Source organism: Aureibacillus halotolerans (assembly GCF_004363045.1).
Classification (GTDB): Bacteria; Bacillota; Bacilli; order Bacillales; family DSM-28697; genus Aureibacillus; species Aureibacillus halotolerans.
Window position 1 is genome coordinate 1 of record NZ_SNYJ01000001.1, and the last position, 24,560, is coordinate 24,560.

The window sequence follows — 24,560 nt, forward strand, 5'->3', positions numbered from 1 at the left end:
GTCCAGAAATCCGTCGATTGGCAATTCACCACCGAGCAGGCACGAGGTAAACTAAAACATCTGTATCCTGTAATTTGATTCGGTCAAGGTACTAGGGTGTGTCTAAGAACTCAGAAAGGAACAGATTCAGATAAGTTAAAAAAACGATAAACCGAAGGCAGATCATTTAACACAAAAACGCAGAGATGAAGCGATTCCACGACATAAACACTGCTAGATACCGGAGTCTTTTCCACATGCGTGATTGACTTCGTCTGTGGTAAAGAGAAAAGCAGCCCACCTCTGATGAGGAATGGACTGCTTTTTTCATACCAAGCCTTGAGTTACCAAAACCAAAGCGTTTTTGCAGGACTCTCCATTTCTCAGGGCAGCTTTTTCATGTTAATTCTGTCTCATACCTCTCAAATAAGAGACCACACGTTTATCTTCTTCCAACGGATAGTCATAATTCAACTCATGCGCCACGTTCATACCGACATCGCGGAAAAGTCGACACATAGCTTCTAAAGCCTCCCACATGGCCCACTGATCACCATTTGGATAAGTGATTGCATAGGCTTCCCATTCATCCTTCGCGAGAAAACGCTTCAGCCACCGTCCGTCCTTGCCGACATTGACCTTAAAATCATGAGCGATACCTATCTTCCAAGAGAGCATTTGGATAAGCATTGACCGAACAGGCCCCTCCATCATTGTTTTAGCAATGGGAAGTTCATCACGACACAAGCCTTTCGCCACGTATGTTGATACCCAAAAAAACTCATTGCAGCAAGCATAAAAAAGGTGCTCATCTGGACGTTTCACATGATAATTTGCATCATTTGATGTGTGTTGTTCATCTTCATGAAAGATCGCATCCTTGTCAATCAACACTTGTCGTAGACTGTCCGCATAATACGCTTCAGCAGCCACTTCTTGGTTAAATAGCGTCAAATCAATGCGATGGCCATCCGAAAACTGCATTAAATAAGCAAAGCGATTTTGCGAAGCTTCTCCTGGATACAAGTACAGATCCATCTCATCGGGCACTTGAACAATTACACGTTCACCAAATGCATTAATCCAAGAATGATCCTTTTTGAATGGATCAATGGACGTAACGATATATACGATATCAAAGTCCTGGAACCGATCCTTTGGTGCTAATGGATTCACACGTGAGCCGTTCATAAAAGCAGCTCGAATAAGGTCATCTTTTTGAGCGACCTCTATAATCTTTGCAAGTACGTCTTGATCTGTTCTCACCGATCAAACCTCCTCTTTTTTGTCCATAAAACTGTGATTTCCCTGCGGAGGTGATCGAGCGTTCGATGGGCAGTCTTCTTTTTACCAGAAAATATAAGCTTTCATCATTTTAACTCCTCTCTTTAGGCTACTTTTCTACCTATTATAACAGACACTTCTGACAAATAAGGGAAAATAAATAGATCGATACGATTCCGTTTTTGTGTGATCAAGTTTATAATAGACTACATAGTGAATTTATAGGCAGGTGATATGTTGATGGAAGATCGACTTTCCGTAACCAATGAGTGTGAATCTTCATGCGATGGTACTGAAACAGATTTACAAGATGTACGTCGTAGAATGATGCCGATGGATTCTGCCGCTCATATGGCCGATTGGTTTAAAGCGTTTAGTGACCCAACGAGATTACGAATTATAGATGCCCTTCTGCAAAAGGAGCTTTGTGTGCATGACCTAACCGTCCTTTTAGATATGGGCCAATCCGCTGTCTCACATCAGCTTCGCTCTTTACGGAATATGCGCATTGTAAAGCGCAGAAAAGAAGGAAAAACCGTATACTACTCGTTAGATGACCGACACATTGAAGAGATTTTTTTGCAAACACTGCAGCACATCTCTCATGATTAAAACATTGGAGTGCAACAATGATTACTCAACTAAATCACACAGATGTAAGCACGGCTAAATCAATTCTTCATGTTCAGAAGCCAGCATATGACATTGAAGCAAAACGTATTCAGTTTGATGGCATCCCTGCATTGCAGGATACAGCGGAAACCATTCAAAAGAGCAAAGAGTGTTTTTTGGGGTATACAGATTCAACCTCTGGGCGGCTTGCCGGAGTGCTTGCTTATGATAGAACAGCGAAAGGCACAGACATCACACGGCTCGTTGTTCATCCAGATTTTTTTCGTGGCGGGATCGCCTCTGCTTTACTTGCACACCTTTTACAGCTCAAAGAATCCGGACCTATGATCACAGTGAGCACAGGAGCAAAAAATGCTCCTGCCGTCAGATTATATGAAAAGCATCATTTTACTCGCACGGGAGACGCCGAGGTAGCCCCTGGTTTTTTCATTACCCATTTGCAAAAGGCATTAAAAAGCGTCTAGTCGTTCCTTAGAAAAGGGACGACTAGACGCTTTTTCACATGCAGCAAAAACGAAGTACACTAATTCGATTGACTACTTTCTTTTTTAGCTGCTCTTTCCTGCCAGCGGAATACCTTATTCAACACATTAAATACCGCTCCAGAGTTTTTCGTTAACAATGGGCCAAGAATTGCCAAAATGAGCACGTACAAGGCAGCAAATGGCTGAATCATGGCGGAAAGTCCACCTGCAATCGCCAAATTGGCTAGAATGATCGAGAACTCGCCGCGTGAAACAATTGTAAGTCCGATACGTGTTGATCCTTTGTGTGAAAGACCACCGCGTCTACCTGCAATCATACCCGCCGTGAAGTTTCCTATTATCGTTACAATAACTGCCCCTATTGCAAGCCAAGCAGCATCGCCAAGCGTTAATGGATCAATGCTTAAGCCAAAACTAAAGAAGAATATTGCGCCAAAGAAATCCCTAAAAGGGACGACAAGATGTTCAATTCGATCACGGTGTTTTGTTTCTGAGAAGACAAGACCTAAGAGTAAGGCACCAATGGCTTCAGCCACGTGAATTGTTTCCGAAAAACCAGCGACAAAAAACAATGTGGCAAAGATAACAATAATAAAGATCTCATTCGATTTAATGTCAAAGACACGATTAAGAAAAGGCGTCGCTTTTCTAGCTATGATGAAAAACAGAAGCATGTAGCCAAGTGCTTTTCCTGTTGAGAGTAGCATACTGGTCAATGACGCAGCCTCTCCGAGAATCATACCGGAGATGACAGACAAATAAACTGCCAGGAAGATATCTTCAAACATAATAATGCCTAGAATCAGTTCAGTTTCAGGGTTGGCAGTCCGCTTGAGATCAACAAGTACCTTCGCAACAATTGCGCTAGAAGATATCGTAATGATCCCAGCAACAATAAGAATCTCCAGAAAAGAAAACCCCGCAAGATATCCATAAAGCAACCCTAGACCAAAGTTAATTAAGATGTAAATGGAACCGCCTATCGCTATTGCCTTTCCCGACTTGATTAGTTTCCCAATCGAAAATTCAAGGCCAAGGTAAAATAGGAGAAACAAGACCCCAATACGTCCTAAAGAGGTAATAAAATCCGCACTATGACCAAACGTCAGGTCAAAAATGCCTAGCTGTGGCATATGTGGCCCTACAGCCATACCAAAGATAATGAGGAAAGGTATGATGGTGAAATTTAATTTGTTAGCGACCCATGCGGCAAATGCAACTATAACGAGAGCAGTACCGACTTCAAATATGAGATGATCCATCTGCTTGTCCCCCTGCTCCATTAAATTCACATAACATTAGGATGTTTAAGGGCAATTGGGTAACTGACTCATGTTTTTGCCATGCGTTCATAACTATTCATCCACTCCTTTTTGTGTGTAAGCAAACTAGGTTTGGTGCCCTTACACAACATTTATCAGATAGTTGGATTCATATTTGCGTGGGTACATATGAGTTCGGTTTATGGGGAGTTCAGAGGAATAAATCGTTCCCAGTGTGTGTGTCTCACTGGACAGAAAGTATGAGGATGAAGCCGATTCGATGATTCCAAGATGCCAAAAAGGTTGGCTTGGATGCTTTGCTTCATCTTTTTTCTTTACATGTTTGATTTTTAGTATCTCTTGGGTATTTGTCTCTCCGTCTAACGCTGCATGGATCTCTTCCAGAGGAAAAGTTGCCAATATTAATAATGTAAGAATGATCCATGGAAGCTTACTCAAATGTGACAATCCCTCCTTTTACGCACCGGTAAAGTTGGTTAAGAACTCTTTGACATCGGAACGTAAGCCTGAAATAACAATCGTGTCGCCTTCTTCAATCATCGTGTCTGCTCCAGGTGCTTTGAGCTTATCCTGTCCATCCTTCACAACCGCAATAATGGTAATGTCAAAGTTTTGGCGGATATTCAATTCACCAATTGACTTGCCTTTAAATTTCGTTGCATTTTGCACTTTGTACCATTCAATGATCAAGTCCCCAAACGCCATGTCAAGAGTTTCCAGTGCTTTAGGTTTGTATGCCATTCCACCTAGAATACTTGCAATCTGTCTGGATTCAGTGTCGTTCAATGAGATGGTTGGCAAGAATTCTTCCGGATCATTCGGATCTTGCTTAAAAATATCTCTTCTGCCATCATCGTGCACAATGACCGTCATCTTCTCCTTATCCTCTGTTTCAACAACAAACTTTTTCCCTACTCCTGGAAGATCTTTTTCCCAAATCTCCAAAACAACGCCTCCTAAATTGTAGTGACAACACGTGCCACGCCCATTATACGTGAAAACGGATGAAAAATCACGAAAAGAAACGGTTTTAAATCAATTTTTGAAGTCGGAGAACAAGTCTTTTGTATTCACCCCCACCGCGTCAACACTAAGCTCCCACAGCCGCTCCTGATTCTCGACATTATTTGCTTTTGCAGATGTCTCGACACGTCGTCGTTTCACATAGTATCCTCCGCTCTGCCCTTCACATTCTGCGGAAGATGCCAAATAAATCGCCGTATCCGCTCCCTGCGCTGGCGTTTGAAAAAATGGCTTCAGCAGAGCGACGACTCTTTTCCCGAACCCCGTTTTTCGATTAATCCCTAATTCTGTCGCCACGGCACCTGGATGGACAGCGTTGACTGTGATGTGACCGTGACTGCGTTCAAGGCGTCTTGCCCAAGCGTAGGTCATCATTACATTTGCAAGCTTCGTTTGTCCGTAAGCTGCAAATGTACGGTACTTGCGTGTTTTCCAATTCAAATCATCCCACCGTAACTGCCCAAATTTGTAAGCGCCCGATGCGACATTCACAATTCTGGCCTTCTTCGCTGCTGCGAGTAAGGGGAAAAGTTGGTAGGTAAGCAGGAAAGGAGAAAGATGATTCACACCCCATTGCCATTCAAAACCATCTTTTGTATCATAGCGTTTGGTTACGACCGAACCAGCATTATTCACTAGCACGTCCAAATGAGAAAAGGAAGCCTTAATAGAAGTAACCATTTCGTTTACGCTCGTTAAAGAAGAAAAATCACTGAGGAAAAGGTGAAGATTTTCATTTCCTGTCGACTTTTTAATCTGTTCAATCGCCTGCAAACCTTTTTCCCTATTACGACCATGAAGTAATACCGTTGCCCCTGTGGTTGCAAGTGCTTCTGCTGTTGCCAATCCCATCCCCGTCGTCGCCCCGGTGACTAGAACAACACGTTCTGATGCATCTTCTTGCACGTAAGTACTCCCTCCCCTTCTCATCCTCTATGAAAATTTCGTCTCTTTAAGGATACATTACAATGTAGTATGAATCGATTAAGTTGCCTGTTCGACCCACGAAAATGAAGAACATCAACTATTTAATGACTCAACTTTCAAACCTGAATATTGGAGCGCCCCACAGTAAAGAAAACACGATGAGGTACTCTCGAATCGATGTTGACCTTATACCCTTTAGGGTGCAAGCGAAGTATGTTGACGGAGCGGTCGTCATTCCCGTGCACCTCAGTGCATCATCGATTCGAAACTCGTGAATACAGGAGTGTGAGCATTGGCAATTTTAAAATTCCTTTATACACAAGATTTTAATCGATCTACATCCAGCGTTGAAGGAGATTTTTGCACTGCTAAAGTTACCTTAATTGAGAGGTTTTATAGTTTCTGAGGAATCATTTATACTTAGAAGAGACATAAACGTACAGAAAGGACGTAGGCTTATGAGTGACACCTCTACCACAACGATGGATATTCCTGCCCCACCACCAGGTCTACTCGTCGCAGGCCATTACCAAAAAGATGATACGTATGTTTGTTTTCGCGAAAATGGGTCAAAGGATTGGCTGCTTATGTATACATTGTCTGGAAATGGCCTTGTCTTATTAAACGATGAATTACAGCCTTTGTCTTCAGGAGACATTGTACTGCTTCCCCCCGGTGCGAGGCATCAGTATCAAACAAAACCAAATAGCACGTGGGAAACACTTTGGTGTCATTACTTACCTAAAATAGAATGGCAGGAGTGGTTGTCAAGTTTTACACCAGCTCGCATCGGCTCCCGTTGGTCTGTCTCCGACCAAACTATAAAGCATCGTTTAACAGCAGCATTTACAAGACTTCTAAAGGATCAGCTTCAATCGTCAAGCTTTAATCAACAACTGGCAATGAATGGCCTCGAGGAAGTTCTCCTTTTGCTTGCAAAAGAAAAAGATTCAGCACAAAGCCCCCCACTGGACATACGAATTCAGGAGACACTTGATTTTTTTGCAACGAACTACAAGCAACAGCTAACAATGGAAATGATTTCACAAAAAGTAAGTTTATCCTCTTCGCGTTTGGGGCATTTATTCAAAGAGCAAGTTGGGATTTCGCCAATGGAGGCACTGCTTCAATTTAGGCTTAAACAAGCCGTAAAACTATTGTCCTTTACACAGTTAACAGTTTCTGAAGTCGCTGATGAAGTCGGATTTCAATCCCCAGATTTTTTCGCTAAGCAATTTTCAAAGTTTTATGCAATGACCCCCAGCCAACTTCGTAAAACGCTACAGCAAAAATAAAATAACATTTCCTTAAAATCTTTGAAACTTTTGGTTTGAAACCGTCGTATATGAACTAGTACTTTTTTTATCTTACACAGTAGGAAATTACGGGATTTTCGTCCTAATTACAGGCCTTTTTTCCTGTTTTACATTTTAAACTGGAAGATTTTAAGTCTGTTATGTATGATAGGAAAGGTGCATCGTTTACCCACTTTTTGTAAAAAATATAAAGGAGTGACGCAATTGTTTTCCAAAAAAGATACAGGAACTGCAACGAAAGACTTGCGTTCTAAGACCTCTCAAAGAGTACAAAGTGAAATTGCTGCTTCCGTAGAGCCAGGCGCAACGACTTCATCAAAAAAACCCAAGATATGGATGATCGTTGCTGCTGTCGTCGTGGTGATTCTAGCAGTCTCTGCAATTGTTTTTGCCAACCAAAGCAAAGACAATCCGAAAAATGCTTTTTTCAAAGCTGAAAGTGCTGCTTTGCAAGAAATGAAAGACAGCTTTGATGAGTCGTCTGGCGAGGCATGGGATTTCCAAAATAGGCTGTTAGAAGAGCCTTCAAAATCAACGCTTGATATCTCGGCTTCCGTTAAAGGAACTGGAGAAATGGCAAACGACCCAACCTTCCAGATGCTTAAACCGATTCTTGACTCTTCTTCATTAAGCATTACATCAGGACAAAATTACGACACAGAAGAAATGTACGCTATCCTAGATGTTATCGTAGGCGGAACTCCATTCCTAAGTGGTGAAGTATCGCAAACAACAGAGGCACTAGGCATTAAACTTCCACAGTTTTATCAAGACTATTTGTATGTTCCAAATGATCAGTTTGGCGATTTTGCCCGTCGCATTGACCCAGCATATGCTGGTCCAGATACGGTGAATTTAATGACGTATTTCGCGATGGACTATAAAGCACTTTTGCCTACTGAAGAAGAATGGGATCACCTCATGACGGCTTACGGCAAAGATTATTTTTACGAGAACATCTCCGAGGAACAGTTTACAGCAGAGGATAATCAGCCGTTTGAACAAGGTGACGTTTCTATGGATCTCCGCAACATTACACTTCAGCTAGAACCTGAGGAAGTGCGTACTCTAATTGCTGGATACTTAGAAAAAATAAAGTCCGATGAGACCGTAAAGTCAATGGTTGAACGACAGGTAACTGCACTTAATGAATCGATGGCTCAACAAGCACAGTTAGACCCTACGATGGCTGGTGCGACGATTAACATTGAAGAAATGCTCTCAAATTGGGAGACTTCTTTAGACGACGCCATTGCTGAAGTGAACGACAGAGAGCTTGTGTTGCCTTCACTTACGTATACAATTAAAGTCGATCAAGACAATAATATTATCGCTCGCAATGTAAACTTTGAAGGAGAAGGAACGATGACAGTAGTCACGCAAGATGTTCCTACTGGTGATGATACAACATCCAAAGTATTCGACCTTCAAATTAAACCTGCAGATGAAGCATCCATTGGGCTACGTGCAGAAACCGATGTATCTAAAACAGAAGCAGGACAACAAGAAGTAACCAAGGTCCTCTTCAATGATGAAAGCACTGAGTATACGTTTGACATCAAAGCCATTTATGGTGAAGGAGAAGAAGCCACAGACTCCTACACCTTGACATTTAACGACCCTAATACAAATACACCAATTATTGTCACTATGGATGTGGCATCGACGATTGACAATGATGCGGGGACAGCTAATGACAAGATTGACCTCTCCCTTCAAGCAGATTCTATAGCCCCTGGCATGACATTTGGGTTAGATTTAGATTCTTCAATCGAGATAACAGAAGACATCGGTCTGCCTGATCCTTCACAAGGAACGAACCTTGCAGAGTTGTCTGATCAAGAGCTACAGCAGCTTATGATGGAGTTACAGACGAATGCGTCGACCTTCATGCAACAATTTATGGGCGGCTTTGGCGCAGGATTTTAAGTGAGGTGACGTGAGACGAATGAGACACTTCCTCTCTCTTCTATTATTGGATTTGTCTGCGCTCCGTTCACGACCTTTATCATGGGTGGCACTTTGCATAGTGCCACCCATGTTTTTTGCTGGAGCGTTCTATCTTTTAACACAGCAGTCCATGCAGTCGAACACTTTTCAAGTAGACGTGGCGATCGTTGATGAGGACCAGTCATTTGAAACGGGCATTGCCATTGATCAGTTAGTCCAAAGTGAAGAGTTAAATAAACTTATTCATGTCGTGGAAACCGATCGTATGAATGCACTAAACATGCTTGAAGACCAATCCGTTTCAGCTGTCATCCTCTTGCCGGAGGGATTTGGGGCAGATGTAACTTATGGAGTAAATACGCCAGCGGAGGTCATCGGACACCCCGCTATGCCTTTGGAAGCAGCTGTTGTTCGCTATGTCATGGAAGCAGCGGCAAAATATACAACAGCCACACAAAGTGCAATCAATACAATTGATGCCACTTTACGTGCAAATGATGCACCGCAAGCGACGATAAAACAAGAGTTTCAAATCAATCTACTTACGTTCGGAGCGGCCGTCATTAATCGAAGTGATTGGTTTGAAGAAAAAACGATTACGTCTTTATTGCTCTCTGACCGTAATACCTATTACATACTTTCAGGTGTAACGCTCCTTTGGCTCATTTGGTCATTAGGAAGCACACTGCTCATCGGCGACCTTCATACAATCGCGGTGCAAAAACGTCTCCGTGCGTTAAATGCGTCTCTGTGGTTCGAGGCGTTTGCGAGAGCGGCCTCATTGCTATGTATCATGCTTGTTTTAATGACTGTGACCGTGGCTTTATTGCAACTCATCGAAGTCCAAATTTCATGGTCTACGGCAGCCCTTTGTGTCGTTGCGCTTAGTCTATGGTTTTTGCTTTGGCGTTCCGTGTTCTCCCCACTGTTGTACTTGCTTTTTTCTATCAGCTGGATTGTTGCCGCAGCATTGCTTGGAGGATTGATTGTTCCACAATCCTTTTTACCAGATGCTCTAGCTGCCTTCTCTCCTTTCATGGTGACCTCTCATATATTCACTGAACTGCAAAACGGTCTCTCTGATCAGCAAACACTTGCGCCTACTTTAATGTATTGGTGTGCCGGCTTGCTGGCAGCTTATTTAGTGACATTCACGAAATTGGCCAAACGACGGGAGGCGCGACAATGAAAGCAATGATAAACGCTTTTTTCATTCGCCGTTTTTGGCTTGTGCTTTGTATTTTATTGGTACCCGTCGTTTGTTCAGTCCTATTCTCTCCACTGCTTAAAACAGCCGAATCTGAAGCAGCTATTCCTGTCGCTTGGGAAAGTGACGCTGATCAAAATAGCCATTTTGCCAGTCTACTTTTTCAAAGACTTGAACAAAATGATCGCCTTCGTCTCATCCCCTTGCAGGCTTCGACCACGATGGAGGAGCTGCTCATTTCACGACAAGTGGATGCTGGCATTCGACTCCCCGCGAATTTTGATGCTCTGTTGAGTGCTGGCGACACCGATGGATTGATTTCATTAATTACATCACCCGCGACGTTGACTGACGGCCTTCTCCGCGAACTCATCGGCGGGGAGCTTGCACGAATGATTTTCGCTGTAAAGGCTGCAGATCGGGTATCTTGGCTATTAACAGATGAGGACACAATAGACGCACAACAAACAGACCTCTGGAAATCTGCCTTTGCTGATGTTCAGTCCCAATGGGAACCAAATCCATTAATGACAATTAACTTTCAATATTTGAACATGGGTGGCGCTGAGAATAGCGAAGAAAACATGGGTTTGCTGACCCCGTATAAAGGATTTTGGATGCTATTCAGCTGGTTCACTTGTGCCTTTGCTGTGAGTTGGGTAGTCACTGAGCGGCATTTACTACAAAGAATGCGTACAACTTTGTACGGTCCCACACGGTACATGCATAAACGAGTAGGTGTTTTGCTTATACTGCAAAGCGCAAATGGGCTTGCAGGTGGGTATCTTATCCATTGGAAAGGGGAGTCCTTCACCCTATTGGAGTCCATTCTATCGTCCATCGCTTTTATCTGTGCTGCCTTATTTGTTATTTTATTTTTTGCCTTGTGGCAAAAAAATATCGGAAGCTTTTGGCTGATTGTCACATCACTCGCCTGTTTACATTTCATGTTAGGCGGAACGCTTTTTCCAACACCAATTGATCACGTTGTTGACACGCTCAATCTTCATTCAATCACCTACATATCGAGCTTGCTATGGATGAGCGTCGCCTTTGCCTTTTTCTTATTAATGGAATGGAAAGTGAGGTCGACCTTCACATGATTGACGTCCACGATGTAAAATGTACAATAGGCGTTAAAAAGGCCAATCTTACCGTTGGGACGGGGGAAGTATTTGGTTTATTAGGACCTAATGGAGCAGGAAAATCTACGCTACTCTCTGTTCTAGCCACATTACATAAACCGACCCAGGGGCGTGTTACCGTCCAAGGTGTTGATCTCATAAAGCAGCCGAAGCTTGTCAGGCCAATGATTGGGTATGTGCCACAGGATATTGCTCTCTGGGAACACTTAACAGTAAAAGAAAATGTTCGTTTATGGATGGGCTTAGCAAAAAGCAAACGAGACAAAACCTCATTGCTCGGGCTTTATGAAGAGCTTGGTCTTTCGGGTCTTTTGCATAAGAAAGTTCGTCATCTTTCTGGCGGTATGAAACGCAAGCTAAACCTCCTAGTAGCCTTACTCCATGATCCATCAGTGCTGCTGCTTGACGAGCCGACGGTAGGCATTGATCTTCCTGCAAAGCATGACATCAATGAATGGATAACTAAGCGAGCAAAGGAAGGCATGACTGTCTTGTACACCACACATGATATGCATGAGATCTTGACGGTCTGTACAAGGTTTGCGATGATGAGCCATGGAGAAATTACGTTTACGGGCACTCACGAGGAAGCATTCAATCTTGCCAATAGCCAGAGCGCGAAAATTGAAACATACGAAGAAGCCATTTTTCATTTGATGAGACAATCCTCATAGCACTACATTCCGCCCGAATCAAATGAATATAAAGGAGCCTATTTATGAGCTACGTCGCTTTATTCGATATTGATGACACATTGTATGACCAAATGCAGCCATTTACAAGAGCTGTGAATGATTGTGCACCAGAGATTTTGCAAGCAACAGAAGCACAGCATTATTTTAAACGCGTCCGTTTTTTCTCAGATCATTTATGGGATTCTTACACGTCAGGGGACATGTCCATTGAAACCCATCGTGACATCCGTCTTATCGCACCGGCTGTGGAATTGGGTATCGACATGACCATTCAACAAGCACGGTCCCTTCAAGAAAGGTATGCGCACTATCAACAGCAGCTCATTCCCTTTGAAGGTTTAGTCGATCTATGGGACTCTCTCGAAGCAGACGGATGGACAATCGGTATCCTTTCAAATGGCCCGAGCGAACATCAACGAAACAAACTGAAGGCACTTGGGCTTGCAGAACGAGTACAGCCTCAGTATGTGCTCGTCTCAGATGATATCGGGATCGCCAAGCCTGACAAACGGCTTTTCAACCACTACTTACAGACACATGATCTTCCCCCTGAAAAAACCGTTTATGTTGGCGATCATTGGGAAAACGACATTGTTGGAGCAACTAGTGCATCTATCCCAGTGATATGGTTCAATCACAGAAAAAAAGCTGTAGCCGGTGATTATCCAGTGTTGGCTGAAACGTACAACGTTCAAGAATGGCTGCCTCTGTTTCAACAGCATATGGCCAAACATTCATCTTAATAAATAAAAGACAGTCATTTACGTTTTTTCAAATGTAAATGACTGTCTTTTATTTATGTCACCTATACCTTACTAGGCGTTATGCCTCTTTTGCTCTAGAGAAACAAGCCATTTTACGTTTCCATCTACAAAGATATGAAGAACTACTGAATGTGCGTAACATGCTCCGTGTCGATATGATGACTAGTAACCGCGGAATACCTGGTTGCATATGCTACCGCCTGGAGCTTCTATTGTGAATCATCAAAAAGATGAACAAACATTTGAATGTGTATTAGAAAAGTACACCCCACTGATACGGAATGGTTTAGCGAAACTGCATATTCATCACCATGCTGATCGTGATGAGTTTTTTCAAATCGGTAGGCTTGCCCTATGGGAGGCCTGGCAGCATCACAAAATACCCGACCACACGTTCCCAGCCTATGCAAAACAGGTTGTACAAGGGCGGATGCTGGACGAATTACGAAGACGATCAAAGTATAAACGTATTGTGGAAACAGTCAAAAACGATCCCTTGCAAATCCATGTGCTACACGAACGTCCTTGCCAGCGAAGCACATTCGAGAAGTTGTTATCTGATCTTTCCCCCTCTGAAAAATGCTGGGCAATGTCTGCTTTATGGGAGGGGTTGACGACCAGGGAAATCGCTGAACAAAATGATGTTTCCATGGACGCGGTTAAAAAATGGCGTCAGCGTGCAAGACAAAAGTTACAAGTTTCTTTAAGCTTTGACGACCTCTTCTAAACAGCGGTCTACCGCTAGAAGACAGTCTTTAATACGCATGTCCCTGATGACTAAATCCGCAGAGGAATCCACAGGTGTAGGCTCTTCATTCACAATAATGAGCTTCGCTTCACGTTCCTTAGCGATCAGAGGCAAGGTACTTGCGGGGGTCACTTGCAAGGACGTCCCGAGCACAATCATTACGTCTGCTTTTCGACTCCAATCGTGTGCTGTACGTATCGCTTTATCGGGTAGCATTTCACCGAACAAAACAATGTTCGGTCGAATAGGACCACCACAATCACAGATAGGAAACTCTTGGAGAAAGTCCTCTATTTCATAAGGGCAATGACAGTCATAGCAGTACATTTTCGTTAACGTACCGTGGAGCTGCGCAAGGGAGCGCGAACCTGCACGATAATGAAAACCATCCACATTTTGTGTAATGATCCCCTTGATCAAACCTTCAGTCTCCCACTTCGCCAGCACATAGTGACCCTCATGAGGCGATGACTGAAGGACTTCTTTTGCACGCATCTGATAAAAATCCTCAAAGGCTTTACGGTTGTTTAAAAATGTATCAATGCTGGACAGCTTAGTTGGATTCACATTTGTGCTCCATCGACCATGAGATGAACGAAAATCAGGGAGACCACTTTCTGTTGACATTCCTGCGCCAGTAAGGACCACGCAATGCTTTGCGTTTGCCATCCACCTTGCCACTTGTTCTATGTTTGAATCAATTGATCGAGCTTGCTTCACTTCGGGGGCACCCCTTTTTTTACTTTAAATCCATCGGTGAATTGTACCACGAGTACTACTATGTTTTCATCCTTTTTTACTAATTGCGAGAAATTTTGATAAAAATGCCTACAGAGAAAATGAGGCACTGTGCATGTGTTAGAAATTCGCCTCAAGCCTTTGTGTTAAAATAACTTGCTCGCGGAAAGAGCTGTCCTTGAGCAAGCGAAATGCTTCCATGTGTAAAAAAGCCTTTGTCTCCTGCGCTATTGTGCAACAGCCCCCTGATTGGCTTTTCCTTCTCTTCTTCTATTGTATGCCTGTTCACGAAAATAAAGTCGGTGTTTGTACTGGTTATTGAAAAACGGGCAAACGTCAGGCTGTTGAGAAACGCTCGCTTTCTTTGTTGCTTCGCCTTGTCCGGTGCTCATTGCCTGATGGCAACTCCGCGCCTCCCAAGACTTTGCGCCTCGAAAGACAAGCGTTTTCAATCAGCCTGAACGACTGGTGACTCTCCCTCGCTTTCTTTGTTGCTTCGCCTTGTCCGGTGCTCATTGCCTGATGGCAACTCCGCGCCTCCCAAGACTTTGCGCTTCGAAAGACAAGCGTTTTCAATCAGCCTGAACGACTGGTGACTCTCCCTCGCTTTCTTTGGTGCTTCGCCGTGTCCAGTGCTCATTGCCCCCCTGCGCTTCGAGTCGATGTTGCTTTTGCCCTTGGGTGTAAGCAAAATGAAAAGCCACTTGCGTATAGCCAAGCGACTTTTCGTCTTGAAAGCATCTGTCATTCCATGATTAAACGAGACCAATGAAAAGATAAAGCTCTCAAATTAATGCTACTCAAATATGCGTTGCATTGCAGACACATGGTGCTTTAGCAATAGCTTTGGATACAACTTTGTCGGAGGAAGCTCGACACTGATCCAACCGCTAAACTTTTCCCACTTTAAGGACGCTGCTACACGATCCCACGCGATATCCCCTGTCAATAAAGGCAGAGTCGGACCAGCTGCCGCCGTATAATCCTTTACATGAACTCCAACAATTCGATGCTCTAGCACATCAATCCATTGCTCAGGAAATCCATTTTGGCGAACGTTCCCAATATCTAAATACATGCCCACATTCTCTGAACCAATGTGATCAATGTAAGACACCCATTCTAGCGGACTAAGAAGAAAACGATTCGGCACATTTTCCACACCAATGGTCACGCCCGCTGAAGTAGCGTAAGTTCCGAGTTCTTGGAGGGCTTCTATTGAACGGTCGTAGACGACATCGTATGACGTCGTTTCATCAACAATACCTGGAACGACGAGGACAGTATCACTACCAAGTTCATACGCGGCATCAATCATTCGTCGTACCCGTTGTTTCGCTAAATTCCTCTCCTGTTCATCATTAGAACTTAATGTACTATTCCATAAGAGTGTTGTTGAAATTCCTGAAATACGAACTTCACTCTCTTCCGCAACACGTTTCAGCGTTTCTAAATCTCCTGGAGAAAACGTTTCTGGAAGAAAGGCTTTTTCATCCTCTTCTAAATTCAGCTCAATTCCATCGTAACCATAGCTTTTCAAGAGACGGACCGTATCAGAAAATGAGACATGTGCTGGTAAGCTTGAGGCGTTAATTCCGAATTTCATATTATTTAGCTGCAAAACTGCAGCCATTCACTCCTTTCGTTTCTTTCATTTTCGCTACAGTCTCTTTTTCGACAATATCACTCGTCGTTCCTTGTCTCAATGTGCTCACCTGACAATTTAGTTGCTTACTTGGAGGAATTGAAGGCAAAAAGGTTGTGTGCTACGCAAATATTCGTTACGATGATAGTATGTAGCAAAAATGTAAATTTTCTCTACAATGTTTTTGTATACCTCTTTATTCCTTATTTATCGTCCCTTATGACTCTGTCAGCGTCAAAACATGTAGACAGCTTTCTTACACGCTCATCGAAGGATATGTTTAAGGACGTCACAACTGATTTGAATACTTTACGGGGAAATGAGGCTTGGTAAAATGCGTACCACTCGACAATGGTTTTTTCACCCCCGGCTAACGAAAAAAGATAGGCTTATCGAAGTTCCCGACTCTACGTTCACGTCCTTCGCATCACCTGTAGACGAAGTCATGCTCGAAGCAATGGAATTTGGAAGCCAACTCCATATTGTCCTATATAGAGAAGAACAATACCATATGTTTACTGGACGAATTGTAGATCAAAATAAAAACCGTTTGCGTATTCAAAATACATGCGAGACATGCTACGAAGTGGATGTGACCCACATTGTGGCTGCAAATATCGTACACTCAAAAAGCTCAGACACTGTCTGAGCTTTTTGAGTGTAGTCAAAGGCATATTGAGGGGCAACGCATAAAGAACACGAATGTAAAAAGCAGCACTTTCAAAAAGAGACATCTTCTCTGACTCACAGCGAAGATGCTTTCGCTTATTCTACGATTCGAACAACGGTGCCTATCGAAACCAGTCGTGCTACTTCTTCAACATCCTTATTAAACATGCGGATGCAGCCGTGGCTAACGGCCTTCCCAATAGAAGACGGGTCGTTCGTTCCGTGTATGCCATAATGAGGTCGTGACAACCCTAACCACCTCGTGCCAAAAGGACCTCCAGGGTTAATCGCTTTGTTAATAATTGTGTACGTTCCCTGTGGTGTTTGTGTCAAAATCTTCCCTACGGCAATCGGATAGACCTTTACGGGTATACCGTCCCTCAACAACGTTAACGTTCGAGCGGAAACATCGACGAGTATTGAATACACGTCTCCCTCACCCCTTCATAGGTTTGATCCTTTATCTTATGTGGACTACATGTATGGAGTCACTTGATTGTCTTTTAAGCTTTTAATGGCTTTTTCTTACCAGAAAAATACACACCCATTGCGATACATCCAAGGCCTATAAAAATATGTTCCGTAATAGGTTCATTTAATAGCAGTGCACCCCAGAAAATAGCCGTAATGGGGACTACATAAGTCACGGACGCCGCAAAATTCGGGCTTCCCTTAATGGCTAAAAAATAAAATAGCAAATAGGCAACGCCTGAGCCTAAACAGCCAAGTCCAATGATGGATAAGATTCCTTTTACATCGCCAAGCTCTTCCCATTGAATCGGTGTAGTCAAAGCCACCATACAAGCTGAAGCGATAGCGCCCGTCATCAGTGAGCCTATAGAAATAAAAACAATAGGCACATCGGATAGAAAGCGTTTTGTCGACTGTGCAGCAAAGGCATAGCAAAGCGCTGCAAGAAGCATTGTTCCGACGCCGACCCAACCACTGCTAACTACGCCTGCAAGGTCAAATTCAATTAGGACTAAAATGCCTAGAAACCCAAGACCTGCCCCGACCCATTGTCGAAAAGTTAATGGAAGGGCGAAAAAAGCGGTGCCGACAATGGCTGTCCAGATCGGCGTAGTAGCATTTAGGACAGAGGCTGTCGTTGAATCAATCATCGTTTCTGAAAGAGGGATTAGCGCCCAAGGCAGTGTTGAGTTAAATATCCCAACGAAAAGGAGCGCTTTCCAAGGAAACGGTTTAGGCAATCGTTTCCTTTGACGCCATACTAGTGGCAGTAAAATGATCATTCCCGCTGAGCACCGCAAAAAAACAGTCCCCCAAACCCCTGCAGGATCAAGCAACCATTTCATAAAGACAAAAGACAGTCCCCAAATAAGTGAAAGTGCAACAAGTGCACTGTATAGACGAACCATAGAAATCCTACTCTCTTGTTAGTAATGAAACATTGATCATCTTACCACAACAATTTCTGATATATTTATGGTTTGAAAAATCTGAATATCAACTCTTTGCATATTGCTAGTCAAAAAAATGATCTTTTGCTACAATAAAGCGGTTACATAATATAATAGAAGAAAGTGGGTTATCCTTTGGTTTACATAGCAAACGAAAATCGTTATAAAGAAATGATTTACAACCGTGTTGGCCGCTCCGGGCTTAAGCTCCCTGCAATCTCTCTAGGCTTATGGCATAATTTTGCCGGCGTGGACGCCTATGAAAATGGTCGAGCCATGCTGCATCGTGCATTCGATTTGGGGATCACCCATTTTGATCTTGCCAACAATTATGGACCACCCCCTGGATCTGCTGAGGAAATGTTTGGACGTATTTTAAAAACTGATTTTGCACCTTACCGCGACGAAATGATTATTTCGTCAAAGGCCGGCTACCATATGTGGGATGGTCCATACGGTGACTGGGGATCTAAAAAATACCTCATGGCGAGTCTTGACCAGAGCTTACAACGAATGGGTCTCGATTATGTTGATATTTTCTATTCCCACCGCCCAGACCCTGATACCCCACTTGAAGAAACGATGGGGGCTTTAGATCTGATGGTGCGTCAAGGGAAAGCACTGTATGTAGGCATCTCAAGCTACAGTCCAGAACAAACGGCTGAAGCTGCTCGCATTTTGAAAGATCTCGGGACGCCTTTGCTGATTCATCAACCGAGCTACTCGATGCTCAATCGTTCGATTGAAGAAGGTCTGCAAGACGTGCTTGAAGAGAATGGCGTTGGTTCCATTGCCTTTTGCCCACTTGCTCAAGGCTTGCTCACAAACAAATACTTACATGGCATTCCTGAAGGTTCGCGAGCAGCAAGGGAGAATACGTTCCTTGATGCAAATCGTATTGACGAGGCGCTTGTAGCCAAACTACAGAAATTAAATGGTATAGCTGAACAACGGGGTCAAAGCCTTGCCCAAATGTCCCTCGCTTGGGTGTTGCGCAAAGGCAAGATCACCACGGCCTTAATTGGTGCGAGCCGTGTGAGCCAAATTGAACAAAATGTTGCTGCACTCAGCAACCTAGAATTTTCTGAAACCGAACTTAAAGAAATTGACTCCATCCTTGCATAATGCATAGGAAATGGCCCATGTCTTCTCGTTTCGACGAGAAAGAGGCATGGGCCATTGCTCTATTAATCTCATTTCTGAGGTGAAACAATGCGATTGTTCAACCTTTTTTTCTTCTTGTTTGTGGTATGCATCATATGTCGCTTCATTTTCATGATTCCACGCTCAGATTATGGAGATATTCTGCGCTACGAGTATTTTTATGTTCTCCCAGGTAGTCTCCTCGTCATCGTTATGCTTATAGTCCTACCCTTCCGAAAAAAATTTCGCACAAAAACGCTAGTCATTATCCTATGGTTCACTACCATCGTATTTTTCGGATCTTCTGCCCTCTGGTACTTTACCAATCTTCCCACATACACCTATGCTCAATCGCAAAAGATTGTAGAAGCTCAACTTGCGTCGGAACATCCTGAAGCAACAATTGATCGTCATCCACCACCTACGATGAACTATTCACTTTTTCCTAAAGATGCTGGCCTGCTGGACACCACACACGGCTCCTATATTCTACTTTTCAAAGTAGAAAACTCACCAAGCGCCTATCGTTTCCACCCGTTTAAAGGGAGCTATGAGCGTTTACCTGATTTTCCTTTTTAATCACAATCATTTGCTTCGTTCTCCAAATTAAAATCGCTACCTAACATCAAAAAAACCATCTGTCGTGTTGATCACAGATGGTTTAAATCTATTATACGTACAGTTCTTGCAACTCAGGAGCCCCTGTCGCTTTAAGCTCCTGCATAAGGGTATGCTGGGAGACGACATCACCAATGACGATGACGGCTGGGTTTTGAATGTCTGCTGCCCTTGCAATCTCACAAATCGTGCCCAATGTCCCTGTGACTGTTTTTTGCTCATCCGTTGTTCCTTGCTGAACGATGGCTACTGGAGTGGACGCCGCTTTCTCTTCAAGCAACAGTCGTTCACAAATCCAACGAAGGTTTTTGATGCCCATGTAGATAACAAGCGTATCGACAGCTTTTGCCAGGTGTCCCCACTCAACATTTTCGGGCTCTCCTTTTTTCTGGTGCCCGGTAACGATGGCAAATGAACGAGCCAATGTTCGGTGTGTGACTGGAATATCCGCATAGGCTGGAGCCGCAATTCCTGCTGTAATGCCAGGAACCACTTCGTATTCAACGCCTGCCCTCGCAAGCGCCTCCGCTTCTTCCGCGCCTCTGCCAAAAACGAACGGGTCTCCGCCTTTTAAGCGAACGACAGAGGTGGATTTTCGCCCGTATTTCACGAGCAATCGGTTAATGGTCTCCTGTGTCATTGCATGATAACCCGGGCTCTTGCCACAATACACGAGATGAGCCTCTGGCTTCGCTTCCCTTAGAAGCTCCGGATTTACTAGACGATCATAGAGGATGGTATCCGCTGCTTGTATCGCCTTTAATGCTTTGACTGTAATTAAATCCGGATCTCCTGGTCCCGCACCAACAAGATAGACCTTTCCCATCATCCATCTCCCCCATTCGCTTATCTATTAAGACGTTTTCGTATGCACCATTTTGATAGCTGCACTTTTTTCTCTTTTGTGATGTGTCATATACAGCGCTACTCCCGTAAACAAAAAACCACTCACTAGATTCCCGATTAGTACCGGGATTTGGTTCCAAATCCACCAATCGGAAAAGGTCACATCTGCGCCCAACATCATTCCAGCTGGGATCACGAACATATTGACCACCGCATGCTCAAAGCCTTGTGCGAAGAATATAAAAATCGGTAACCACATCGCAACAATTTTCCCAATTGTGGATGTTGATGTCATTGCCATGATCGCACCAAGCGTCACCATCCAGTTGCACAGCATCGCTTTGACAAAAACGACAACAAAGCCAATGGAGCCTAAGCTAGCGTACCCGATCGTTTTGCTCTCTGCGACTGCGACAATTTTTTGCAGCACTGGCGTATCCATTGTTTGAAAGAAATTCGTTGAGCCGATCAAATACAGAATAGCGTAAAGCGCCGCACCAATGAGATGCCCGACAATCACCCAAAACCAGTTGTTCAGCATGGCTTTATTTGTCGTTTTCTTTGCCATGACAGCCACTGGGATAAGCGCGAAGCTCCCAGTGACCAATTCTAGTCCTAATAAGACAACGAGTACAAAACATGCCGGAAAAACAAGTGCTCCAAGCATTCCGATAGACGTCTGTGTTTCTGTAGTAAAGGCAAGAGTGGTTCCGAACCCGAGAAAAGCACCAGCTAATGCACCACGTATCAACAAATCCTTTATCGACAACGAGGCTTTTTCAGCCCCTGAATCAATCATCGCATCGACTACAGCCCCGGGTTTAACAAACGCCATTGGTGACGCCTCGCTCTGCTTCTTCTTCACCTACTAAAACATAGACAAGCTCACCTTCGACCTCAACTTCAAACGTCTTTACGCAACCCACATCCGGTTCTTGGACAAGACCATCCTTTAAGGAGATTTTCCAATCGTGCATCGGGCAAAACACATGGTCCCCAGAAACCATCCCTTCTGCCAATACGCCAGCTTTATGAGGGCAACGATTTTCAATGGCCTTTACGGAGCCATCGCTTAAGCGGAACAAAGCGAGCTCATTCTCACCAATCACAACCGTTTTCCCCATTTTTACCGGCAAATCACTAAGCTCTGCCACTTTGATCCTTTGCTTTGTAATGGCCATCTCCATCACTCCTCAAGTTATTTTGTCAGCGCAGGTGCTGCGACTTCATATAGCTCTTTACGAATCTGAGCATCGGAAATGACCTGTTTCCATGGTTCTACGGTTGCTGCCAACGCAACATCCAAACGTGCAATGAGGGCGACGCTTTGTTCAGGATCTGTCACAACATCGCGAATATGGTCTAAACCTAGACGCTCTACCCAAGGGGCAGTTCGTTCAAGATATTCAGCGGTTTCACGGTAATACTGGAAGTACGCACCTGTGATTTGGAGAACCTCTTGCTCAGACTTTACCTTGACGAGAAGATCTGCAGCTCGTAAATGAGTGCCGCCATTCCCTCCAACATAGATTTCCCATCCGCCATCAACACCTACAATACCTACGTCTTTAATGCCTGACTCAGCACAGTTTCGGGGACAAGCAGACACCGCCATTTTGACTTTATGCGGAGTGCTCACGCGTTCAAAGCGTTTTTCAAGCTCAACACCTAAGCCGATCGAATCCTGAGTGCCAAAGCGACAGAAATCCGCTCCAACACAGGTTTTGACGGTTCTTAACGTCTTTCCATAAGCGTAGCCAGAAGGCATATCAAGATCTTCCCACACACTTGGTAAATCATCTTTCTTCAGTCCAAACATATCAATCCGTTGACCACCAGTGACCTTCAAAAGCTTCACTTCATACTTGTCAGCAACGTCAGCAATTTTTCGAAGCTGATCAGCGTTTGTCACCCCACCGTACATTCTAGGGACTACGGAGAAGGTGCCATCCTTTTGAATATTTGCATGCAAGCGTTCATTGACGTATTTTGATTCTTTCTCATCCTGTGAATTCGTCGGGTGTGCCATATTGATATAATAGTTCAGCGCTGGACGACACTTGGAACAGCCTTCCTCAGTTTTCCAATCAAGTACGTTCATTACTGAGCGTGTGGTCGTAAGCTCTTGTTCTCGAATCGCGTCGACAATTTCATCGCGTGACATCGTTGTGCAAGAACAGAGAGGTTTCACTTGGTTGGACGCATCAAATGAATCCCCAAGCGTTTCTTGAAGCAAATCCGCAACAAGGTTTGCACAGCCTCCACACGATCTTGACGCTGACGTGCATGCCTTGACCTCCTCGACACTTGCAAGACCTTGCTCTTTAATAGCGGAGCAAATCGTTCCTTTTGTGACGCCATTACAGCCACAAATAATATCTTCGGCACTCATTGATGCAGTCACAGAGACCGCCGGTGCATCGGATTGCTGCATCGCTAGGTAGTCTTCAATGTTTGCTTTCTTATTAATCATTGATGTCAGTAGTGTACTTTCGGATGTATCGCCAAAGAGCACTGCGCCTGTAACACGGCCATTTTCACTCAATACTTTTTTATACGTACCTTTCCAATCGTCAAAAGCCATTAAAGACTTTGAAGTGTCAGATTCGACGATCGTTCCGGTAGAGAAGACCGACACACCTGATACTTTTAAATTTGTCGAAAGTACAGAACCTTCGTACGGTTTGGTATCTACACCACAAACCGTTTTAGCCAAAACCTTCCCTTGATCGTATAACGGAGCGACGAGACCATACACCGTTTTTCTATGCTCCGTACACTCCCCTAACGCGTAAACATTTGGTGCACTCGCACGCATATAGTCATCAACAACGATCCCATTGTTGACACTTAACCCTGAGTCTCTTGCCAGCTGAACCTGTGGCTTAATTCCAACCGCCATAATGACAAGGTCTGCCTCTAGAAAACTTCCATCCACAAACTTTAATCCAGATACATGCTTTTTGCCTGTAAGCTCCTGCGTAAGCGTATGAACCATAATTTTCATACCTTGTTCTTCAAGCTTCTTTTTTAATAATTTCCCTGCTTCTGGATCCAGCTGACGATTCATTAAGTACGGCTCGTTATGGACAACTGTAACATCCATGTCGAGATTTAAAAGTCCCCGTGCGGCTTCAAGACCTAGAATACCACCGCCAATAACAACAGCTTTCTTCTTTGTTTTTGCATAGTGAATGAGCGTATCGCAGTCTTTAATATCACGAAAACCCATCACGCCATCTTTATCCGCACCAGGAAGTGGGAGCATAAAAGGCATTGACCCCGTTGCAAAAATCAGATGATCATAAGGAATAGTCTGTTGTTTATCTGTTGTTACCGTTTGTTTCTTCGTGTCCACCTTCGTGGCCGTTTCACCTTTGTGAAGAGTGATGTTATTTTCAGCGTACCAATCAAGTTCGTTCAATGTAATGTCCGAAATGGAGGTATCGCCCTGAAGCACTTTTGAAAGGAGTATTCGATTGTAGTTTGGATGTGGTTCTGAACCGATGATTGTAATATCAAATTGGTCAGGAGACGTTTTTATTATTTCTTCAATACAACGAACTCCAGCCATCCCATTTCCGATAAGAACTACTTTTTGTTTAGTCAAGTATGTGACCTCCAATCTTTTTCATTAGTGTAGAGCAATGATTGGAGGTTTTCCAAGATATTGTTAGACAATCTGACACATTATCTGAACATTCCGTATGGAAAAAAGCTATTTTACCTTTCGCAAGATGTATCTTTTTATAACATGTAAGGGCATATTTTATAACACCATTAGAGATGTGAAAGCATCTTTGGATTGATGAGGGTGTAGTACGAACACTCCTCTTAATAATCCCACAAAACAAGAGAAAAAAAGATTCCGAGAAGGAGTTGGCTCGGCTCATCGGAAGCCTTTTTCAGCAGATATGTGTGGGCTAACCACAAACAACGGCTTGCTTCGAAAGACGTCAAGAGATGTGTTACCCCCTTCCGCAGCGAGTGAAGTCTTCTAGAATGAATTAGAATTTCCCACCACCACTTATTTTGCGACCT

Annotated in this window: 27 protein-coding genes; 12 read left to right on the top strand and 15 right to left on the bottom strand. The window is 43.7% G+C overall.

Translation table 11 applies throughout. The annotated features are described in order from the left end of the window. Positions 1-381: 381 nt before the first annotated feature. On the bottom strand, positions 382-1,245 hold the full coding sequence (locus tag EV213_RS00005) for an aminoglycoside 6-adenylyltransferase (RefSeq protein ID WP_133578422.1): 864 nt from the start codon (positions 1,243-1,245) through the stop codon (positions 382-384). Positions 1,246-1,503: 258 nt separating this feature from the next. Between EV213_RS00005 and EV213_RS00010 the strand changes: the two genes are divergently transcribed. Both EV213_RS00010 and EV213_RS00015 read left to right on the top strand, forming a co-directional pair. Beyond that, complete coding sequence (locus EV213_RS00010) at positions 1,504-1,875, top strand: ArsR/SmtB family transcription factor (RefSeq protein WP_133578423.1); 372 nt, start codon at positions 1,504-1,506, stop codon at positions 1,873-1,875. Positions 1,876-1,892: 17 nt separating this feature from the next. Further along, positions 1,893-2,360: a GNAT family N-acetyltransferase gene (locus tag EV213_RS00015; RefSeq protein ID WP_133578424.1), complete on the top strand. Its 468-nt coding sequence runs from the start codon at positions 1,893-1,895 to the stop codon at positions 2,358-2,360. A gap of 59 nt (positions 2,361-2,419) precedes the next feature. Here the strand turns inward: EV213_RS00015 and EV213_RS00020 are convergent, their stop codons facing one another. From EV213_RS00020 to EV213_RS00035, 4 genes are all read right to left on the bottom strand, one after another. Beyond that, positions 2,420-3,643, bottom strand: a complete 1,224-nt coding sequence (locus tag EV213_RS00020; protein ID WP_133578425.1) for a cation:proton antiporter — start codon at positions 3,641-3,643, stop codon at positions 2,420-2,422. 141 nt (positions 3,644-3,784) lie between these two features. Further along, positions 3,785-4,102, bottom strand: coding sequence for a hypothetical protein (locus EV213_RS00025; RefSeq protein WP_133578426.1), 318 nt, complete (start codon positions 4,100-4,102; stop codon positions 3,785-3,787). A gap of 18 nt (positions 4,103-4,120) precedes the next feature. Further along, positions 4,121-4,609 carry a cation:proton antiporter regulatory subunit gene (locus tag EV213_RS00030; RefSeq protein WP_133578427.1) on the bottom strand — a complete coding sequence of 163 codons (489 nt, stop codon included), beginning with the start codon at positions 4,607-4,609 and terminating at the stop codon, positions 4,121-4,123. A gap of 90 nt (positions 4,610-4,699) precedes the next feature. Then, positions 4,700-5,593 (bottom strand): SDR family oxidoreductase, encoded by an 894-nt coding sequence (locus EV213_RS00035; protein WP_166639093.1) that lies wholly within the window; start codon positions 5,591-5,593, stop codon positions 4,700-4,702. A 479-nt stretch (positions 5,594-6,072) separates the two neighbouring features. On the opposite strand from EV213_RS00035, the gene EV213_RS00040 reads away from it, so the two are divergent. The 7 genes from EV213_RS00040 (at position 6,073) to EV213_RS00070 (ending at position 13,418) form a co-directional block, all read left to right on the top strand. Beyond that, entirely contained in the window at positions 6,073-6,909 is an 837-nt protein-coding gene (locus EV213_RS00040; protein ID WP_133578429.1) for a helix-turn-helix domain-containing protein, read from the top strand. Positions 6,910-7,134: 225 nt separating this feature from the next. Continuing rightward, the gene (locus tag EV213_RS00045) at positions 7,135-8,859 is read left to right on the top strand and encodes a DUF6583 family protein (protein WP_133578430.1); all 1,725 of its coding nucleotides are present in this window, start codon (positions 7,135-7,137) and stop codon (positions 8,857-8,859) included. A 19-nt stretch (positions 8,860-8,878) separates the two neighbouring features. Continuing rightward, complete coding sequence (locus EV213_RS00050) at positions 8,879-10,069, top strand: ABC transporter permease (RefSeq protein ID WP_481725539.1); 1,191 nt, start codon at positions 8,879-8,881, stop codon at positions 10,067-10,069. Then, entirely contained in the window at positions 10,066-11,190 is a 1,125-nt protein-coding gene (locus EV213_RS00055) for an ABC transporter permease (protein ID WP_133578432.1), read from the top strand. Before EV213_RS00050 ends, EV213_RS00055 begins: the two co-directional genes overlap by 4 nt. Further along, on the top strand, positions 11,187-11,906 hold the full coding sequence (locus EV213_RS00060; protein ID WP_133578433.1) for an ABC transporter ATP-binding protein: 720 nt from the start codon (positions 11,187-11,189) through the stop codon (positions 11,904-11,906). Before EV213_RS00055 ends, EV213_RS00060 begins: the two co-directional genes overlap by 4 nt. 44 nt (positions 11,907-11,950) lie before the next feature. Beyond that, the gene (locus EV213_RS00065) at positions 11,951-12,670 is read left to right on the top strand and encodes an HAD family hydrolase (protein WP_133578434.1); all 720 of its coding nucleotides are present in this window, start codon (positions 11,951-11,953) and stop codon (positions 12,668-12,670) included. Between the two features lie 235 nt (positions 12,671-12,905). Next, positions 12,906-13,418 carry a sigma-70 family RNA polymerase sigma factor gene (locus EV213_RS00070; RefSeq protein ID WP_166639094.1) on the top strand — a complete coding sequence of 171 codons (513 nt, stop codon included), beginning with the start codon at positions 12,906-12,908 and terminating at the stop codon, positions 13,416-13,418. Here the strand turns inward: EV213_RS00070 and EV213_RS00075 are convergent. From EV213_RS00075 to EV213_RS00085, 4 genes are all read right to left on the bottom strand, one after another. After that, positions 13,395-14,159 carry an SIR2 family NAD-dependent protein deacylase gene (locus EV213_RS00075; RefSeq protein WP_341770307.1) on the bottom strand — a complete coding sequence of 255 codons (765 nt, stop codon included), beginning with the start codon at positions 14,157-14,159 and terminating at the stop codon, positions 13,395-13,397. The two genes, EV213_RS00070 and EV213_RS00075, sit on opposite strands and share 24 nt — an antisense overlap. A gap of 245 nt (positions 14,160-14,404) precedes the next feature. Further along, entirely contained in the window at positions 14,405-14,569 is a 165-nt protein-coding gene (locus EV213_RS20595; RefSeq protein ID WP_166639095.1) for a hypothetical protein, read from the bottom strand. Between the two features lie 56 nt (positions 14,570-14,625). After that, positions 14,626-14,817 carry a hypothetical protein gene (locus EV213_RS00080; protein ID WP_133578436.1) on the bottom strand — a complete coding sequence of 64 codons (192 nt, stop codon included), beginning with the start codon at positions 14,815-14,817 and terminating at the stop codon, positions 14,626-14,628. A 156-nt stretch (positions 14,818-14,973) separates the two neighbouring features. Beyond that, positions 14,974-15,810, bottom strand: a complete 837-nt coding sequence (locus tag EV213_RS00085; protein WP_133578437.1) for a sugar phosphate isomerase/epimerase family protein — start codon at positions 15,808-15,810, stop codon at positions 14,974-14,976. 346 nt (positions 15,811-16,156) lie between these two features. Between EV213_RS00085 and EV213_RS00090 the strand changes: the two genes are divergently transcribed. Beyond that, on the top strand, positions 16,157-16,471 hold the full coding sequence (locus EV213_RS00090) for a hypothetical protein (RefSeq protein WP_133578438.1): 315 nt from the start codon (positions 16,157-16,159) through the stop codon (positions 16,469-16,471). Between the two features lie 116 nt (positions 16,472-16,587). Here the strand turns inward: EV213_RS00090 and EV213_RS00095 are convergent, their stop codons facing one another. Both EV213_RS00095 and EV213_RS00100 read right to left on the bottom strand, forming a co-directional pair. Next, on the bottom strand, positions 16,588-16,920 hold the full coding sequence (locus tag EV213_RS00095) for a L,D-transpeptidase (RefSeq protein WP_133578439.1): 333 nt from the start codon (positions 16,918-16,920) through the stop codon (positions 16,588-16,590). 74 nt (positions 16,921-16,994) lie between these two features. Continuing rightward, positions 16,995-17,870 (bottom strand): DMT family transporter, encoded by an 876-nt coding sequence (locus EV213_RS00100; RefSeq protein WP_133578440.1) that lies wholly within the window; start codon positions 17,868-17,870, stop codon positions 16,995-16,997. A 177-nt stretch (positions 17,871-18,047) separates the two neighbouring features. Between EV213_RS00100 and mgrA the strand changes: the two genes are divergently transcribed. Continuing rightward, entirely contained in the window at positions 18,048-19,037 is a 990-nt protein-coding gene (mgrA, locus tag EV213_RS00105) for an L-glyceraldehyde 3-phosphate reductase (protein WP_133578441.1), read from the top strand. Positions 19,038-19,187: 150 nt separating this feature from the next. After that, positions 19,188-19,634 (top strand): hypothetical protein, encoded by a 447-nt coding sequence (locus EV213_RS00110; RefSeq protein ID WP_133578442.1) that lies wholly within the window; start codon positions 19,188-19,190, stop codon positions 19,632-19,634. Between the two features lie 91 nt (positions 19,635-19,725). Here EV213_RS00110 and cobA read toward each other — a convergent pair whose 3' ends face one another. Genes cobA through nirB form a run of 4 tightly spaced genes read right to left on the bottom strand, consistent with a single transcriptional unit; the run spans position 19,726 to position 24,129 of the window. Next, entirely contained in the window at positions 19,726-20,499 is a 774-nt protein-coding gene (gene cobA / locus EV213_RS00115) for a uroporphyrinogen-III C-methyltransferase (protein ID WP_133578851.1), read from the bottom strand. Positions 20,500-20,526: 27 nt separating this feature from the next. Further along, complete coding sequence (locus EV213_RS00120; protein ID WP_133578443.1) at positions 20,527-21,354, bottom strand: formate/nitrite transporter family protein; 828 nt, start codon at positions 21,352-21,354, stop codon at positions 20,527-20,529. After that, on the bottom strand, positions 21,341-21,700 hold the full coding sequence (gene nirD, locus EV213_RS00125; protein ID WP_424923005.1) for a nitrite reductase small subunit NirD: 360 nt from the start codon (positions 21,698-21,700) through the stop codon (positions 21,341-21,343). Before nirD ends, EV213_RS00120 begins: the two co-directional genes overlap by 14 nt. Positions 21,701-21,717: 17 nt before the next feature. Next, on the bottom strand, positions 21,718-24,129 hold the full coding sequence (nirB, locus tag EV213_RS00130) for a nitrite reductase large subunit NirB (RefSeq protein WP_133578445.1): 2,412 nt from the start codon (positions 24,127-24,129) through the stop codon (positions 21,718-21,720). Between the last annotated feature and the right edge of the window lie 431 nt (positions 24,130-24,560).

Bases quoted from the DNA above. Each gene is read 5' to 3' on its own strand.
- EV213_RS00010 (WP_133578423.1), top strand. From the start codon at position 1,504: ATGGAAGATCGACTTTCCGTAACCAATGAGTGTGAATCTTCATGCGAT.
- EV213_RS00015 (WP_133578424.1), top strand. From the start codon at position 1,893: ATGATTACTCAACTAAATCACACAGATGTAAGCACGGCTAAATCAATT.
- EV213_RS00020 (WP_133578425.1), bottom strand. From the start codon at position 3,643: ATGGATCATCTCATATTTGAAGTCGGTACTGCTCTCGTTATAGTTGCA.
- EV213_RS00040 (WP_133578429.1), top strand. From the start codon at position 6,073: ATGAGTGACACCTCTACCACAACGATGGATATTCCTGCCCCACCACCA.
- EV213_RS00050 (WP_481725539.1), top strand. From the start codon at position 8,879: ATGAGACACTTCCTCTCTCTTCTATTATTGGATTTGTCTGCGCTCCGT.
- EV213_RS00055 (WP_133578432.1), top strand. From the start codon at position 10,066: ATGAAAGCAATGATAAACGCTTTTTTCATTCGCCGTTTTTGGCTTGTG.
- EV213_RS00060 (WP_133578433.1), top strand. From the start codon at position 11,187: ATGATTGACGTCCACGATGTAAAATGTACAATAGGCGTTAAAAAGGCC.
- EV213_RS00065 (WP_133578434.1), top strand. From the start codon at position 11,951: ATGAGCTACGTCGCTTTATTCGATATTGATGACACATTGTATGACCAA.
- EV213_RS20595 (WP_166639095.1), bottom strand. From the start codon at position 14,569: ATGAGCACCGGACAAGGCGAAGCAACAAAGAAAGCGAGCGTTTCTCAA.
- EV213_RS00080 (WP_133578436.1), bottom strand. From the start codon at position 14,817: ATGAGCACTGGACACGGCGAAGCACCAAAGAAAGCGAGGGAGAGTCAC.
- EV213_RS00085 (WP_133578437.1), bottom strand. From the start codon at position 15,810: ATGGCTGCAGTTTTGCAGCTAAATAATATGAAATTCGGAATTAACGCC.
- EV213_RS00090 (WP_133578438.1), top strand. From the start codon at position 16,157: ATGCGTACCACTCGACAATGGTTTTTTCACCCCCGGCTAACGAAAAAA.
- EV213_RS00100 (WP_133578440.1), bottom strand. From the start codon at position 17,870: ATGGTTCGTCTATACAGTGCACTTGTTGCACTTTCACTTATTTGGGGA.
- EV213_RS00110 (WP_133578442.1), top strand. From the start codon at position 19,188: ATGATTCCACGCTCAGATTATGGAGATATTCTGCGCTACGAGTATTTT.
- cobA (WP_133578851.1), bottom strand. From the start codon at position 20,499: ATGGGAAAGGTCTATCTTGTTGGTGCGGGACCAGGAGATCCGGATTTA.
- EV213_RS00120 (WP_133578443.1), bottom strand. From the start codon at position 21,354: ATGGCGTTTGTTAAACCCGGGGCTGTAGTCGATGCGATGATTGATTCA.
- nirD (WP_424923005.1), bottom strand. From the start codon at position 21,700: ATGGCCATTACAAAGCAAAGGATCAAAGTGGCAGAGCTTAGTGATTTG.